Source organism: Prauserella cavernicola, assembly GCF_016595675.1.
Classification (GTDB): Bacteria; Actinomycetota; Actinomycetes; order Mycobacteriales; family Pseudonocardiaceae; genus Prauserella_A; species Prauserella_A cavernicola.
Genome location: NZ_JAENJH010000001.1, coordinates 541,423 through 556,813 on the forward strand (window position 1 = coordinate 541,423; position 15,391 = coordinate 556,813).

Annotated in this window: 13 protein-coding genes; 2 read left to right on the plus strand and 11 right to left on the minus strand. The window is 70.4% G+C overall.

What is annotated here, in order from left to right; translation table 11 throughout:
* Genes JHE00_RS02635 through JHE00_RS02680 form a run of 10 tightly spaced genes read right to left on the minus strand, consistent with a single transcriptional unit; the run spans position 1 to position 9,869 of the window.
* The gene (locus tag JHE00_RS02635) at positions 1 to 828 is read right to left on the minus strand and encodes an HpcH/HpaI aldolase/citrate lyase family protein (RefSeq protein ID WP_307831786.1); all 828 of its coding nucleotides are present in this window, start codon (positions 826 to 828) and stop codon (positions 1 to 3) included.
* Positions 825 to 2,213, minus strand: a complete 1,389-nt coding sequence (locus tag JHE00_RS02640) for an MmgE/PrpD family protein (protein WP_200314348.1) — start codon at positions 2,211 to 2,213, stop codon at positions 825 to 827. The genes JHE00_RS02635 and JHE00_RS02640 overlap by 4 nt, the downstream gene beginning before the upstream one ends.
* Complete coding sequence (locus JHE00_RS02645) at positions 2,213 to 2,989, minus strand: ABC transporter ATP-binding protein (RefSeq protein ID WP_200314351.1); 777 nt, start codon at positions 2,987 to 2,989, stop codon at positions 2,213 to 2,215. Before JHE00_RS02645 ends, JHE00_RS02640 begins: the two co-directional genes overlap by 1 nt.
* Complete coding sequence (locus JHE00_RS02650) at positions 2,970 to 3,710, minus strand: ABC transporter ATP-binding protein (RefSeq protein WP_200314353.1); 741 nt, start codon at positions 3,708 to 3,710, stop codon at positions 2,970 to 2,972. The genes JHE00_RS02645 and JHE00_RS02650 overlap by 20 nt, the downstream gene beginning before the upstream one ends.
* The gene (locus tag JHE00_RS02655; protein ID WP_200314355.1) at positions 3,707 to 4,765 is read right to left on the minus strand and encodes a branched-chain amino acid ABC transporter permease; all 1,059 of its coding nucleotides are present in this window, start codon (positions 4,763 to 4,765) and stop codon (positions 3,707 to 3,709) included. Before JHE00_RS02655 ends, JHE00_RS02650 begins: the two co-directional genes overlap by 4 nt.
* Positions 4,758 to 5,645 carry a branched-chain amino acid ABC transporter permease gene (locus JHE00_RS02660; protein ID WP_200314357.1) on the minus strand — a complete coding sequence of 296 codons (888 nt, stop codon included), beginning with the start codon at positions 5,643 to 5,645 and terminating at the stop codon, positions 4,758 to 4,760. The genes JHE00_RS02655 and JHE00_RS02660 overlap by 8 nt, the downstream gene beginning before the upstream one ends.
* Positions 5,646 to 5,698: 53 nt before the next feature.
* A complete protein-coding gene (locus JHE00_RS02665) occupies positions 5,699 to 6,952 on the minus strand; it encodes an amino acid ABC transporter substrate-binding protein (protein ID WP_200314360.1) in 1,254 nt (417 codons plus the stop codon).
* A complete protein-coding gene (locus tag JHE00_RS02670; protein ID WP_200314362.1) occupies positions 6,942 to 8,105 on the minus strand; it encodes an acyl-CoA dehydrogenase family protein in 1,164 nt (387 codons plus the stop codon). The genes JHE00_RS02665 and JHE00_RS02670 overlap by 11 nt, the downstream gene beginning before the upstream one ends.
* A gap of 23 nt (positions 8,106 to 8,128) precedes the next feature.
* On the minus strand, positions 8,129 to 9,328 hold the full coding sequence (locus tag JHE00_RS02675; RefSeq protein ID WP_200314364.1) for a CaiB/BaiF CoA transferase family protein: 1,200 nt from the start codon (positions 9,326 to 9,328) through the stop codon (positions 8,129 to 8,131).
* A gap of 7 nt (positions 9,329 to 9,335) precedes the next feature.
* Positions 9,336 to 9,869: a MaoC family dehydratase gene (locus JHE00_RS02680; RefSeq protein ID WP_200314366.1), complete on the minus strand. Its 534-nt coding sequence runs from the start codon at positions 9,867 to 9,869 to the stop codon at positions 9,336 to 9,338.
* Between the two features lie 156 nt (positions 9,870 to 10,025).
* Between JHE00_RS02680 and JHE00_RS02685 the strand changes: the two genes are divergently transcribed.
* On the plus strand, positions 10,026 to 10,760 hold the full coding sequence (locus JHE00_RS02685; RefSeq protein WP_307831787.1) for a FadR/GntR family transcriptional regulator: 735 nt from the start codon (positions 10,026 to 10,028) through the stop codon (positions 10,758 to 10,760).
* A 934-nt stretch (positions 10,761 to 11,694) separates the two neighbouring features.
* Positions 11,695 to 14,859 carry an arabinosyltransferase domain-containing protein gene (locus JHE00_RS02690; RefSeq protein ID WP_200314368.1) on the plus strand — a complete coding sequence of 1,055 codons (3,165 nt, stop codon included), beginning with the start codon at positions 11,695 to 11,697 and terminating at the stop codon, positions 14,857 to 14,859.
* Here JHE00_RS02690 and JHE00_RS02695 read toward each other — a convergent pair.
* Positions 14,856 to 15,386: a TetR/AcrR family transcriptional regulator gene (locus JHE00_RS02695; protein ID WP_200314370.1), complete on the minus strand. Its 531-nt coding sequence runs from the start codon at positions 15,384 to 15,386 to the stop codon at positions 14,856 to 14,858. The two genes, JHE00_RS02690 and JHE00_RS02695, sit on opposite strands and share 4 nt — an antisense overlap.
* Between the last annotated feature and the right edge of the window lie 5 nt (positions 15,387 to 15,391).

The window sequence follows — 15,391 nt, forward strand, 5'->3', positions numbered from 1 at the left end:
TCACCCGCCCGCTCTGGCCAGCGTCGTCCTGGCACTGGCGACGATGGGCGGGTCCACGAGCTTGCCGTTCAGCAGCACCACGGACTCGCCGCGCCGCTGCGCGTCGTCGAACGCCGCCAGCACGGCACTGGCGTGCGCGGTCTCCTCCTCGGTCGGGGTGAAGACCCGGTGCACACCGGCCAGCTGCGCCGGATGCACGCACGCCTTGCCGCCGAAGCCCAGCGAGCGGGCCAGACGCGCCTCGGCCTCCTGCGCCGCGTCGTCGCGCACGTCGAGGTGCACGACGTCGAACGGCGGCCGCAGCCCGGCCGCGATGGAGGCGAACACGAGCACCGAGCGGGCGTGCAGCAGTTCCTGCCCGTCGGCGCGGAGCTCCAGGTTGGCCTCGGCGGCGAGGTCGGCTCCGCCCAGCATCAGCGCCACGACCCTCGGGTGCGCCGCCGTCTCGTAGGCGTCGCGCACCCCGGCCGCCGTCTCGATCAGCGCGATGACCGGCGGCCCGTCCTCGTCCAGCGCGCCGAGCGCCGACGGCGTCGCCTTCGGCACCATGATCCCGTCGAGCGCGACACCGGACAGCGCGGCCACGTCGTCGGCGAACCACGGGGTGCCGGGCGCGTTGATCCGCACGAAGCTCAGGCCGCGCGAGCGACGGGTCGCGAACGCCGCCGCGATGGTCGCCCGCGCGAGCTCCTTCTCCCCCGGTGGCACGGCGTCCTCGAGGTCGGCGACCACCAGGTCCGCCTCCGACGCCAGCGCCTTGGCGAGCTTGCGCTCGTCCTTGCCGGGCGCGAACAGCAGCGAGCGCGCCGCCTCCAGTGCGAACGTCACGACCGCACCGCCGCGAGGAAGCCGAGGTCGGGCAGCTCGCCGAGCCGCGTCACCGAGTCCTCCAGCGCGCTCACGGCGCCGCCGGAGAGCGCGAGTCCCGCGTTGGCGCGGTACTTGACGCGCACGTCGTCCTCGGTCATCGGGTTCTCCGCGCCGCCGCGCTGGTAACGCAGTTCGGCCTCGAAGGTGCGGCCGTCTGTGGTCTCCACCCGCACGCCGCCGCCGAACGCGTCCGGCCGGGGCGAGTACTCGCGCGTCTCGTAGCTCACGCGCGGCGTCACGGCGAGCACCGCCTGGTCGGCGATCGCGTCCGGGGTGAAGCTGCCGACCTCCACGCTGCCGCGCACCAGCAGGCTCGCGAGGCAGTACGGCAGGCTGAACTTCGCGTCGTAGGGCGTGCGCGGGCGCACCTTGTCCGCTGACGGCTCGAGTACCAGGTCCACCCCGGTCTTGTCGGTGAACGCCACCACCCGGGCCACCTCATCGGCGCGCAGCGGGTGCTCCCGCAGCACCTCGGCGAGCGCGTCGACGGGCGCGTGCGTGTAGTGGCACGCCGGGTAGGGCTTGTAGGCGATCGAGGGCGTGTTCCACCGCTGCCCGAGATCGGCCAGCCCCGCGCCGAGGTCGACCTCGACGCCGTTGAGGTAGGTGGCGTAGAAGCCGCGCCTGCCCTCGAACACCGTGGCGGGGCCGGTGGCGCCGTGCGCGGCGAGCCGCGCCGCGGTGATGCCCGCCTGCGCGGCCCAGCCAGGGTGCAGCCGCTTGGTGTCGGCGCCGTCGGCGAGGAACTCCAGCAGTCCCGAGGCCATGCTGCCCGCGATGCCGAGCGCGTGGGCCGTGGTCTCGGCGTCGAGCCCGCGGGCCCTCGCCGCGGCGGCCGCGGCGCCGAACACGCCGCACACGCCACTGGGGTGCAGTCCGCGGGCGTGGAAGACCCCGCCCGCAGCGGCGCCGACCCGCGTGGAGACCTCGTTGCCCGCCACCACCGCGGCCAGCACGGTCGCGCCGTCGGCCCCGGCCGCCTCCCCCGCGGCGAACGCCGCCGGGGTCACCGCGACGCTCACGTGCGTCACCGACTCCGGGTGCGTGTCGTCGAAGTCGAGCGCGTGGCACAGCACCCCATTGACGAACGCCGCCTCCGCCGCGGGCAATCCGTGTGCCACCCCGATGCCGGTCGCCGGCCCGCCGCCTGCGCCCTCCTCGGTTCCCGAGACCACGTAGGCGGCCTCGTCCAGCGCCGACGCCGCCAGCCCGCAGCCGAGCGTGTCGAGCACGTGCAGGCTCGCCGTCCGCCGCACCTGTTCGGGCAGGTCCTGCGCGCGCAGTCCCGCGGTGAAGGTCGCGATCCGCTGCGCCGCAGTCGGTGCTTTCTCTGCCAGGGTCATCAGTCGTCCTTTCCCACGCCCAGAAACGTTCTGCGTACCTCGTCGTCGCCGAGCAGCTCCGAACCCGCGCCGGAGTAGGTCACGCGGCCGCGCTCGATCACGTAGCCGCGGTCGCTGAGCTCCAGCCCGGACTTGGCGTTCTGCTCGATCATCAGGAAAGTCAGGCCCGCCGCGTCGCGCAGCTCGCGCAGCTGCTCGAACACCTCGCGCACCAGCACCGGGGACAGGCCCACGGACGGCTCGTCCATCAGCACCAGACGCGGGCGCAGCATCAGCGAGCGGCCGATCTCCAGCGCCCGCCGCTCGCCGCCGGAGAGCGTGCCCGCCTGCTGCGAGCGGCGGGCGGCGAGCTTCGGGAACAGGTCGAACACCTCGGCCACGCGGCCGCGGATCTTGCCGCGGTCGCGTTCGAGGTACATGCCCAGTTCGATGTTCTCGTGCACAGTCATTGAGGGAAAGATCGCCGGCTGCTGCGGGACCAGCGCGATCCCGGTGGTCAGCAGGCGCTGCGGGCCGTAGTCGGTGATGTCCTCGCCGTCGAGGAGCACGCTGCCCTCGCGGACGTCGATCAGCCCGTACAGCGCCTTGAACACCGTGGACTTGCCCGAGCCGTTGGGCCCGACCACGCACACGATCTCGCCCTGGCCGACTGTCAGGTCCACACCGTGCAGGATGTCCACGCCGCGGTATCCGGCCCGCAGCCCGCGCACCTCGAGCAACGGCCGCTGCCCCGGCTCGTCGCGGCGCACCTCGGCCTCAGGCTCCGAGATAGGCATCGATGACCTCCTGGTTGGACTTGACCTCGTCGGGCGGGCCCTCCGCGAGCACGCGCCCCTGCTGGAGCACGACGATCCGGTCGGCCATCCCGAACACGAAGCCGACGTTGTGCTCCACGATCACGAACGCCACGTTCTCCTCGCGGTGCAACAGCCGCAGGTGCTCCGACAGCTCGGCGATCAGCGCCGGGTTCACCCCGGAGGTGGCCTCGTCGAGCATCACGACCTTCGGGCCCGGCATGATCGCCATGACCAGCTCCAGCAGCCGCTGCTGCCCGCCGGAGAGGCTGCCCGCCTTCTCCCGCGCCATCCCGCCGAGGCCCACGAGGTCGAGCAGCCCGGCCGCCCGCTCCCGCGCGGCGCGTTCCGGGGACCGCAACAGGCCGAACGAGGGCAGCCGGGTCCAGTCGCGCGAGAGCAGCGCGTTCTCGGTGACGGTGAGCTCGCCGAACACCCGCGCGTCCTGGAACGTCCTCGTCAGCCCCAGTCTGGCTACTGTGGACGGACGACGGCCGGTGATGTCCTTGCCGTCCAGCCGGATGCGCCCGTCGTCGGCACGCCTGCCCGCGGACAGGCAGCTGAGCAACGTGGACTTGCCGGAGCCGTTGGGCCCGATCAGTCCCACGATCTCGCCCGCGTCGACGTGGAAGTCCACGGCGTCGAGGGCGACGAGCCCGCCGAAGCGGCACGTGACCCGCTCGGCCGTGAGCAGCGCAGTCATCGGCTCTCCTCCTTCCCGGCGCGCCGGGCTCTCGCAAGGTGGACGCGATCGGCCAGCGAGCCGGCGATGCCCTTGGGCAGGGTCAGCACCACCACGATCAGTGCGACCCCGAAGAACACCAGGAAGTCCTCACCCTCGGTCTCCCACAGCGTCTCGCGCAGCAGGATGAACACCGTCGCGCCGAGCGCGGGGCCCCACACCGTGCCGAGCCCGCCGAGCGTGACCATCAACGCGAGGTTGATCAGCAGCACGTCGCGGAACATGATCGCGGGGTCGATGAACGCCGTCTGGTAGGCCCACAGGCTGCCGATCAGCGCGGTGATGGAACCCGCGACGCAGAACGCCGTGAGCTTGACCATCGTGGTGTTGATGCCCCGCGCCTCGGCCCCGATCTCGTTCTCGCGCACGGCGAGCATGCTCGACCCGAGCTGTGAGCGCCGCAGCCACACGGTGCCCAGCACCACGATCACCGCGACACCGAGGAACACGTAGTAGAACAGCGTCCGGTCGATGACGGCCTCGAAGATGATGCCGCCGGAGCCGCCGGTGAAGTCGCGGAACACCAGTGCGAGCTCCCGCATCGCCATGAACGCGCCCAGCATGGCGATGGAGAAGTACACGCCCCGCAACCGCAGCAGTGGGTAGCCGACGACGAGCGCGAACACGAAACCGAACACCGGGGCGAAGGGCACCGTGTACCAGAACGGCATCTCCAGGTGCGTCACCAGCAGGCCCGCGGTGTAGCCGCCGATGCCGAAGAACACGCCGTGCCCGAAGTCGACGTAGCCGGTGAAGCCGGAGATGATGTTCCAGCTCGACGTCAGCCCGATCCACATGAAGACCGTGCTGAACAACAACAATGCCGAGTTGTTGAGCCCGAACAGGGGCGTCACCAGCAGCGCCGCCAGCCCGGCCGCGAACAGGCCCGCCCGCAGTCGCGGGTCGGCCAGCCGCGACGCGGCGAGCGCGCGGACCGGGGCAGCCGACAGGCGCTGCGCCGCCTTCTGTGGCGGTGGCGCGCCGGGCGTACTGACCGTGGGGGTTCCGCTAGACACCGGCGGTCACCTGCTTTCCTCCGCTGATTCCGTTGGGGCGCACCACGAGCACGACCACCACGAGGATGAACGCGGCCGCGATGCCCAGACCCGTGCCCACCGAGGGCACGTACGAGGCGAGCAGTGTCTCGATCAGCCCCACCACCATCGCCGCGAGCACCGTTCCGGTCATCCGGCCCACGCCGCCGAGCACCACGATCGCGAACGCCTTCATCGTCAGCAGCGGCCCGAGGAACGGGTAGAAGCCCTGCGCCGAGCCCAGCAACGTGCCACCCGCGAACACGAGCGCGATACCGATGCCGAACGCGATGGCGTAGACCGCCGCGATGTCGATGCCGACGACGCGCGCCGCGGCCTTGTTCTGCGCCGCCGCCTGGATCGAGCGGCCGACGCGCGTGCGGTTGAGCAGCGCCCACGTGAGCACGAGGATCACCACGGCGCCGAGCAGCATGAACGCCCTCGGGGTGGGGATCGTGAGCCCGAAGATGCTCACCACGTCGGCCGAGTAGCCGGTGGTGGTCACCCTCGGGGTGCTGCTGAACAGCTTCAGCAGCACGCCCTGGGCCACCGCGCCGATCCCGAAGGTCAGCAGCAGCGACATCAGCGGCGGCCGCTCGACCACGCGGATCACCAGCGTCCGGCACAGCACCCAGCCGAACCCGAAGCCGAGCGCCATGATCACGGGCAGCGCGATCAGCGGATCGACTCCCAGGTAGTGCTGGGCGGTCCACGCGAGGTAGGCCCCGATGAGCACACATTCGCCGTGGGCGAGGTTGAGCACGCCCATCACGCCGAACACCAGCGAGAGTCCTTGCGCGACGAGGGCATAGAAGCCGCCGAGCACGATGCCGTCGAGCACCACCTGACTCAACTGGCCCATACGCATAACTCCTTTGTCAGCACGGCGCCACGCGCCGATGGGCTAGCCGTGGATCAACGCTGCGACCACGGCTTCATGGGTACGATTTCGGCGGAGGCGTTCTCCTCCGGGGCGACGACGACCTGCTCGCCCTTGGCGTTGAGCTGGATCGTCAGCATCGGCCGCGTGACGTTGGCGCCCTTGAGCCCGCTCGGGTCGCCCTCGCCGGAGTAGTTGATCCGGCCGTAGAACGTCTCGGTGTCCAGCTCCAGCAGCGCCTCGCGGACCTTTTCCACGTCGACGCTGCCCGCCTTCTCGATCGCGAGCTGCAGGGACAGCGCCACCGCGCTGCCGCTGGGCGGCATGTACGACGGTTCCTCGCCGTAGCGCTCGACGTAGCGTTTCCGGTAGTCCCCGGCCGTGCCGAAGTACTCGTCGGAGAACTGCGCCGAGGAGTGCCACTGAGTCGGCGCCATGATGCCCTCCGTCGCGGCGGCGCCGAGCTGCTCCACGAAACCGGGCTCGGTGGGCGCCTGGATCATCACGACGTACTCCGGCGCCCAGCTCATGCTGCGCATGGTCTGCACCGTGAGCACGCCCATGAGCGTGTGGCCGGCCTCGACGAGCACGTCGGGGTCGGACTGGCGCAGCTGGGTCACCGCGCCGCGGATGTCGTTGGCGTCGCTGGGCACCCGTTGCGTGCCCACCACCCGCATGCCCAGCTCTCCGGCGAGCTTCTCGGTGGCCGTCTGGATGTCGACCATCGGCGCCTCGTCGGTGTGCAGGATGCCCACGGTCTTCGCCCCGCGTTTCGCGAGCTCCCGCAGCGCCGACTCGGTGTAGCGGCTCGTGTTGGTGAGCGGGCTGAACACGTAGTCGGAGCCCTGGCTGAACACCGTGTCGGCCGCGGCACCGCCCGCGAAGAGGATCCGCTGGTTCGGCTCGGTCACCGCCGACGCCGCGAGCGTGAGCCCCGACGAGTAGGAACCGAAGATGAAGTCGATGCCGTCCTCGCTGATCAGGCGCTGCGTGAGCCGCACGGCCTGCTCCGGGTCGGACTGGTCGTCGTAGTAGACCATCTCGACCTTGCGTTTGCGGTCGCCGACCTGGATGCCGCCCAGCTCGTCGTTGACCATGTCGGCCCACAGCTCGTAGCCGTGTTTCACCGCCTGGCCCTCGATCGAGTACTTGCCCGTGTCCGACACGGCGGCCCCGATGCGGATCGGCCCGTTCGGGTCGTCGGCCACGGGCGGCTTCGCGCAGCCCGCCGCCAGCAGACCGAGCCCGGCGAGGCCGGCGACCACCGCGCGCGCCCGCCTACCCCACATGAGCCTTGCCTCCGAGCAGCGCCTTCGCGATGACCGTGCGCAGCACGTCGTTGGTGCCCTCGCCGATCGCCATCAGCGGCGCGTCCCGGTAGAGCCGCTCCACCTCGAACTCGGCGGAGTAGCCGTAGCCGCCGTGGATGCGCATGGCGTCGAGCGCGCACTGCAGAGCGGTCTCGGAGCTGAACACCTTGGCCATCCCCGACTCGGCGTCCATCCGCGCCCCGGCGTCCATCTGCGAGGCCGCCCAGTACGTCATGAGCCGGGCCGCTTGCAGCTGGATCGCGATCTCGGCGAGTTTGATCTGCACGGCCTGGAAGTCGCCGATCGGCTGGCCGAAGGCCTCGCGTTCCCTGGCGTAGCGCAGTGCCTCCTCGTAGGCGCGCTGCGCGATGCCGACGGAGCGGGCGGCGATGTTGACGCGCCCGGTCTCCAGTGAGGACAGTGCCTGCCGCATGCCCTTGCCCTCGACGCCGCCGAGCAGCGCCGAACGCGGGACCCGGACGTTGTCGAGCCGCAGCTCGCACGACTCGGTGCCCTTGTAGCCGAGCTTCGGGATGTCCTTCTCCACCGAGAAGCCCTCGCTCGTGGTGTCCACGAGCAGCACGCTCATGCCGCGGTGTGCCGGAGTCGCGGCCGGGTCGGTCTTCACCAGCACCGGCAACGGGTTGGCATAGCGGGCGTTGGTGATCCACGTCTTGGAGCCGTTGACGACGTAATGGTCGCCCTCCAGCCGCGCCGTGGTGCGAATTCCCTGCAGGTCGGTGCCCGCACCCGGCTCGGTGAGCGCGATACCGGTGCGCAGCTCGCCGGTGGCGAGCCTCGGCAGGTACTGCTGCTTCTGCTCCTCCGTGCCGTGGTTGGCGATCATGAAGCACGAGACGGAGTGGCTGCCGAGGATGCCGGCGATGCCCATCCACCCGCGCGAGATCTCCTCGAAGGTGAGCACGAAGGACACGGTGTCGGCGCCGAGGCCGCCGTAGGTCTCGGGGATGGCGAGCCCGAACAGGCCGAGCGTGCGCATCTCGGCCACGATCTCGGCCGGATAGCGGCCCGACTGCTCCCAGTCGCGTGCGACCGGGATGATCTCCTTGTCCACGAAGGCACGCAGCGAGTCGCGGAACAGCCGTTGTTCGTCGTTGAACGAGAAGTCCATGGTCACTCCTGGTGGGGATGGGTTCAGGCGGTGCCGAAGGCGCCTGCCGCGCGAATGCCCGCGATGTGCTCGGGCGAGTAGCCGAGCAGCTCGCTGCACAGCGACTCGGTGTGCTCGCCGCGGTGCGGTGCCCGGTGCGGGGCGACCCGCTCGGGCCCGACGCGGACCGGCGAGGCGACCTGGCGAACCGTGCCGAACACCGGGTGCTCGGTGGCCACCACCATCTCGCGGGCGAGCGCCTGTTCGTCGGCGAGCGCCTGCGGGATGCTGTTGATGGGCGCGCACGGGATCGACGCGGCGCGCATCTTCTCCAGCCAGCCGGCGACCGTGCCGCGGACCAGCTCGTCGTCGAGGATCTTCTCGAGTTCGCCGTGGTGGCGTGCCCGGTCGGCGAAGGTCGCGAACCGGGGGTCCTCCAGCAGGTCCGCCCTGCCGATGATGGTGGCCAGCCGCTGCCAGAACTTCTCCTTGGCACAGCCGATCACCAGCCAGCCGTCGCTCGCGGGGAAGGTCTGGAACGGCACCAGCGACGGGTGCGCCGAGCGCGCGGTGCGCTGGGGTTCGTGGCCCGCGCTCAGGTGCCAGGTGGCGAGGTAGGTGAGCATGCTGATGGCGGTGTCGTACAGGCTCAGGTCGCAGTCCATGCCCACGCCGTCGCGGCGAGCCGCGTGGATACCCGAGACCAGCGCTATGGCGGCCACGAGCCCACCGCTGTAGTCCACCATGGACAGTCCGGTCTTCTGCGGCGGTCCGCCGGGCTCACCGCCCACCGACATCCAGCCCGCGAGGCCCTGCAGGATGTAGTCGTAGCCGGGTTCCTTGACGCGCGGCCCGGTCATTCCGAAGCCCGACAGCGAGCAGCACACGATCGCCGGGTTGAGATGCTCGAGGTCGGCGTAGGTGATGCCGAGCTTAGCCGGCACGTCACCGCGCAGGTTCGAGTACACGGCGTCGGCACCACGGACCAGGTCCTCGAACACCGCGCGCCCCTCGGGCGTTGCCATGTCCAGCGAGATGCTCGACTTGTTGCGGTTGAACGACTCGAAGAACAACGAGTCCTCGCCCTGTGTGTAGGGCGGCACCGTGCGGCCGACGTCGCCGCCGACCGACGGGTCCTCGATCTTGATGATCTGCGCACCCAGCTCGGCGAGATGGAGCGACCCGAACGGACCCGCGCCGTACTGCTCGAGCGAGACGATCCTGACGTCCTGCAGCGGAAGCATGGGCACCTCAGTCCACGGTCAGCGGTTCGGCGGCGACGGGGAACGGGTCCTTGCCCTCGTTGGCGCCCTGCTTGTGGACGTAGAACGTGCGGACGAAGCTGCACACCACCGCGCCGTCCTGGTTGAGCGTGCGCGTGCGGATGGTCACGATGCCCGCCTTGGGCCGGCTGCCCGACTCTCGTTTGGACAGCACGATCGACTCGGACCACAGCGTGTCACCGGCGAAGACGGGGGTGGAGAACTTGACGTCGTCGAGGCCGAGGTTCGCGAAGGCGTTCTGGGTGACGTCGATGACGCTCTGCCCGATGGCGATCGCGAGGGTGAGCGTGGAGACCACGAGCGGCTTGCTGAACTCGGAGTCGGCGGCGTACTGCGTGTTGAAGTGCGCCTGGTTGGTGTTCATGCTCAGCAGCGTGAACCAGGTGTTGTCGGTCTGGGTGACCGTGCGCCCGAGGGGGTGGCGATAGATGTCGCCCACCTCGAAGTCCTCGTAGTACCGCCCCTGCCAACCCTGCCGAACCTGTGGCGACGTTGCACTCATGGCATCGGAAGTTAAACGTCTGACGTATTGCCGTCAAGCCCTCGTTCTCGCCTGAATCGGTTATCTCCCAGCATTTTTTACGCACTGCCAGCACAAACGTTTTTCGCCCGCGAGTCCGGTCGCTAATCATCAGTCCGCTTCGCTAGACTGGGCAGCGTGAGCAACGTGAGCAAGCAGGTGGTGCCGCACGGGCTCGGTGTCACCCCGGTGCGGTCGGCCTACCAGCAGATCGCCGACCAGCTGCGCTCGCTGATCGTCAGCGGCGAGCTGTCCCCCGGCGACCGGCTGCCGTCCGAACCCGAACTGGGCCAGGCGTTCGGCGTCGGCCGCAGCACCGTGCGCGAGGCGCTGAGGTCGCTGAGCTCGCAGCACCTCGTCTACACCAGCCGCGGCGTCAACGGCGGCACGTTCGTCGCCGACGTCGACCCGCGCACGATCACGGCCTACCTGGAGACCAGCCTCGGGCTGCTCTCCGCGAGCGGTCTCACCGTCGACGAGCTGCTGACCGTGCGCGAGATGCTGGAGGTGCCCGCGGCGCGGCTCGCGGCCACCGAGCGCACCGACGACGAGCTGGCCGCGCTGCGCACCGCCGTCGAGCAGGAGAACGCCGAGTCGGGCACGCAGCACGAGCACCCGCAGGGCTTCCACATCCTCTTGCTCACATGTGCTCACAACGGCCTGCTCGAGGTGGTGACCCAGCCGATCTTCTCGGTGCTGAAGAACCGCTTCCTGCGGGGCAACGCGCCCTCGGAGTTCTGGGATCAGGTGTGCCTCGACCACCAGGGCATGGTCGAGGCCATCGACCGGCGCGACGCCGACACGGCGGGCGAGCTGATGCAACACCACCTGCACCGGCTACGCGAGGCCTACCTGGAAATGGACCGCCGCTAACCAACCCCACCCCACCAGATCACGAACCCGGTCACGAACGCGGTGAAGGGCACCTTTACCGCGTTGAACGCAGTAAAGGTGCCCTTCACCGCGCTACCGAGGGCGACCCGGAGACGGCGGATGGGGTCATGGCCGGCCACCTGGCCACGGTCCGCAAGAGCAAGATCGCCGAACTGACGAGTCCCCCACGCCAGCGCGCGAGTCCCCCACTCCAGACCGCGAGTCCCGCGCTCCAAACCGCGAGTCCCCCACTCCAGACCGCGAGTTCGACACTCGGGACCATGAGACGGGCGGACGAACCCGGGCCGCGTACGTGGCGACCGGCCCACCTCGCGCGTCTCCGGCGGAACAGGTGCTGGAAGCGCGCCCACCGCACTATGCAACTGCGCAACTACGTGCGGCAGAACGACCTGTGCGACTCCGACCAACTCACCGCACAGACACCGTGCGGTGCGCTACACCGTCACCGCGCGGGCCACCCGAGCCGCATTCCGACGCCCCCAGCCGCCGACCCGAGCCTCCACCCGCCGCACCCGCCACCGGACAGGAACGCAGAACTCGCGTGCTGGAGCGCGCAACTCGCGGCCCGGAACGCACGACTCGCGCGCCCGAGCGCACGACTCGCGGCCGCGGGACCATGCGCTCGCACTCGAGTGGGGACTTCGCGTACCGGAATGGGGGACTCGCGGGTCTGGGCGGGGGACTCGCGGTGGAGTGCGGAGCGCCGGGGGTACCTGACGGGTGATCGTCGTCGCAGCCTTCGTCACCGGTCGTGGCGTAGCGTGCACGTAACATGGCGCGCCGTTTCCGTGCCGTAGGGGACCCCCTCGGTCGCCCGCCTACCACCGGTCGTAGATTCCTCGCGTAACAAGAGGTGGATCTCGGGGCATCAAGGGGCGCGGCCCAGCAGCCCGGACCGGAAGGGAAACGCTGCGTGAGCGAGGAGTCGTCCCGGCGGCGGCGCGTCAAGCTACTGGGCCTGCTCGCCTCGATCGTGGGAGTGCTGAGCGCGATCCTCGCGATCGCGATCCCACTGCTACCGGTCAATCAGGACGTCACCACCCTGGAGTGGCCGACGCAGGAGGGCACCCGCGCGGTCACCGCGCCGCTCACCGCACAGGCTCCCGTCCAGCTCGAGGCCGAGATCCCGTGCTCAGCGGCCGCCGACCTCGACCGCCGCACCTCCGGTCCGGCCACACTGGTCAGCACCAACGCGCCCGACTCGGAGGACGGCAGGCTCACCGGTCTCGCGCTGCGCGTCGACAGCGGACTGCTCACGTTCACCACGCGCGGACAGCAGCTCGGCTCCGCGCCGGTCGGCCCCGGCGACTGCACGATCACCATCCGCTCCGATGCCTCCGGCACGTCCGCGAGCATCGGTGACGAGGTCCTCGCCGCCGCCGAAGGCGACTACCGCCCCCAGGTCACCGGCATCTACTCGGATCTCGACGCCAACCGCGACGCCATCCAGGGACTGTCGGTCTCGGTGGAGGTCGACAACCGCTGGGACACCACGGCCACGGTCATCAAGTGGATCGCCATCGCACTGTCGGTGACGTGCTTCGTCATCGCGATGGCGGCGGTGTACCGGCTCGACCACCTCTCGCGCGGCAAGCCACCGCGGCTCGCGCCCAAGGGCTGGTGGAAACCCCGGCTGCTGGACCTCGCCGTGGTGGGCACGCTGGTGGTCTGGTGGCTCATCGGGGCGATGACCGCGGACGACGGCTACTTCCTCACGATGGCCAGAGTCCGCGACGACGCGGGCTACATCGGTGAGTACTACCGCTGGTACGGCACCGCCGACTCCCCGCTGGCGTGGTTCGTCGACCTCTACGCCGCGATGACCCACGTCAGCACCCTCGCGCCGTGGATGCGGCTGCCCTCGCTGCTGATGGGCATCGTGTCGTGGCTGCTCATCAGCAGGGAGGTGCTGCCGCGCCTCGGCCAGCAGGTGCGCAGGAGCAACGCCGCGGCGTGGGCCGCGGGCGCGGTGTTCCTCGCGTTCTGGCTGCCCTACGACAACGGCCTGCGGCCGGAGAACATCGTCGCGGTGCTGTCGCTGATCACCCTGTGCGCGGTCGAACGCGCGGTGGCGACCCGCAGAATGCTGCCCGCCCTGCTCGGCCTGACCACGGCCGCGCTGTCGGTGGCGACCAACCCGCACGGCCTCATGGCTGTGCTGCCGTTCATCGTCGCCGGGAAACCGTTGCTGAAGATGGTGCGACGGCACGCGCGGCAGTTCGGGTGGCTGCCCATTCTCGCGTCCATCGCGGCCGCCGGGTTCGTGATCCTCAACCTGGTCTTCTACGACCAGACGCTCGGCGGGGCGCTGAGCTCCACCGACCTGCGCACGGCGATCGGACCGAACCAGTCGTGGCACCAGGAGCTCGCGCGCTACACGATGTTGTTCACCGACGGCGCCGACGGCTCGATGACGCGCCGCTTCCCGGTGCTGCTCGTGCTGCTCTGCCTCGCGACGTGTGCGGTGGTACTGCTGCGCCGCGGCATCATCCGCGGTGCCGCGCTGGGTCCGAGCAGGCGCCTGCTCGCCATGTCCGCCCTGTCGTTCGTGGTGCTGGCGCTGACCCCGACCAAGCACTCGCACCACTTCGGGATGCTCGCCACGATCGGCGGCGCGCTCGCCGCGCTCACCGCGTTGGCGACCAGTACGAACGTCCTGTCGTCGCGGCGCAACCGCGCCGGGTTCACCGCCGCGCTGCTGCTCATCGCCGCGCTGGCCTCGACGGGCCCGAACGCCTGGTGGTACGTCTCCGGCTGGGGCGTGCCGTGGTACGACATCCCGCCGCAGTTCATGGGCATTCCGCTCAGCACGATGCTGCTCGTCGCCGCCGCGGTGGCGTTCGCGGTGGCCGTGGTGGAACACATGAAGCACGACGAGCACAAACCGTACGAGCCGCCACCGCGGGTGGAGAGCCGCAGTCGCGCGCTGCGACTCGGCGCCGCTCCCCTGTCCATCGTGTGCGCGGTACTGGTGCTCTTCGAGATCGGCAGCATCGGCAAGGCCACGGTGGAACGGTGGAACACCTACAGCAGCGGCACCGACAACGCCGCCCAGCTGATCGGGCAGAGCTGCGGGCTGTCGGACTACGTCTACGTGGAACAGGACCCGTTGCGCGGCGTGCTCTCACCGAGCCCCGACCAGCCCAACGTGCCCGCACCCGGCTGGGAGACACCCGAGGGAACCCCACCGGAGCTCACTCCGGAGCGGTGGCTCGAACCGGCGCAGGAAGGCTTCTACACCGGCGAGGGCCTGCCGGAGCGTTCCGAGGGACAGAGCTGGCAGCCGCCATACGGTCTCGGTGGCTCGAACGCCCCGGTGTGGGGCAGCTACGAGCCCACCGGCAACGGCACCGGGCAGCTGCGCACGGAGTGGTATCCGGTGCCGCAGCGCGCGCTCGACGGTGACGTGCCCGTGGTTGTCGCCGTCGCGGGCCAGCTCGACGGCCCGATGACGATGACGGCCGAGTTCGGCAGGGACACCCCGGAGGGCTTCGAGGTCGTCGACCGCCGCGAGATCACCGTGCCCTCGGAGTCCGGCTGGCGCGACGCCCGCATCACCGTGGACGGCGCCGCGAAGGAGGCCGACCGCATCCGCATCGTCGCCGAGGACAACGGGCTCGGCCCGGACGCGTGGCTCGCGTTCAGCGCGCCTCGCGTGCCGGCTCTGGAGCGGATGACCGACGTCGTGGGCGACACCCCGACGTTCCTCGAGTGGGCCGCGGCGTTCCAGCACCCCTGCCTGAGCCCGTCGACCGTGATCAACGGCGTGGCGGAGATGCCGGAGTACCGGGTCAGCGCGGGCGGCTCGTTCCGCGACATCGGCGAGTCGTGGTCCTCCCCCAAGGCGGGCGGCCCGTTCGGCTGGATCAACGTCACGACCCGCGCCCGTGAGCTGCCGACCTACCTCAAGGGCGACTACAACCGCGACTGGGGCTCGCTCTACAAGCTCGAGCCCTACGAGCCGGACGCGTTGCCGCCCGAGGCCGCCGAGCAGCAGCGGACGGTGACCCGCTCCGGAATGTGGTCGCCCGGCGACTTCGTGATCCCCGCCGAGCTCCACAGCAACGTGACGAGCTAGTCAGCGCCGAGGCGGGCCAGCGCTTCCGGCAGCCGGTCCAGCAGCGGCTGCGGGCGCTGCCCGCCCATCGTGGCGCGCAGGTACAGCCCGTCGCCGAGCAGGGCGACCATCTCCGCGGTGAGCGGGTCGTCGAAGTGCTCGGCGAGCAGGTTCGCCCACATCTCGTTGACTTCGGCCATGGCGGCGGTCACCCGGTCCTCGCTCCCGAGCAGGCGCAGCGCCGCCACGGCGGAGCGATGCGCGGGCTTGTTCATGCTGGCGTCGGTGACCGAGGTGAGCAGGTAGTAGCGCACGACACCCTCGGGCGCGGTGCGCGCGTGCTCGACGTCGGCGATGGTGAGCCGTCGCAGCCGGTCGACCAGGCCGTCGAGCAGGGCGTCCTTGGATCCGAAGTGGTAGAGCAGCCCGCCTTTCGAGACCGCGGCTCTCGCGGCGACCGCGTCGAGCGTGACGGCGGCGGAGCCGCTGTCGATGAGGATGTCCTCGTAGGCATCGAGGATCTGTTCACGCGCTGAAGGCCGTCCCATGCGGC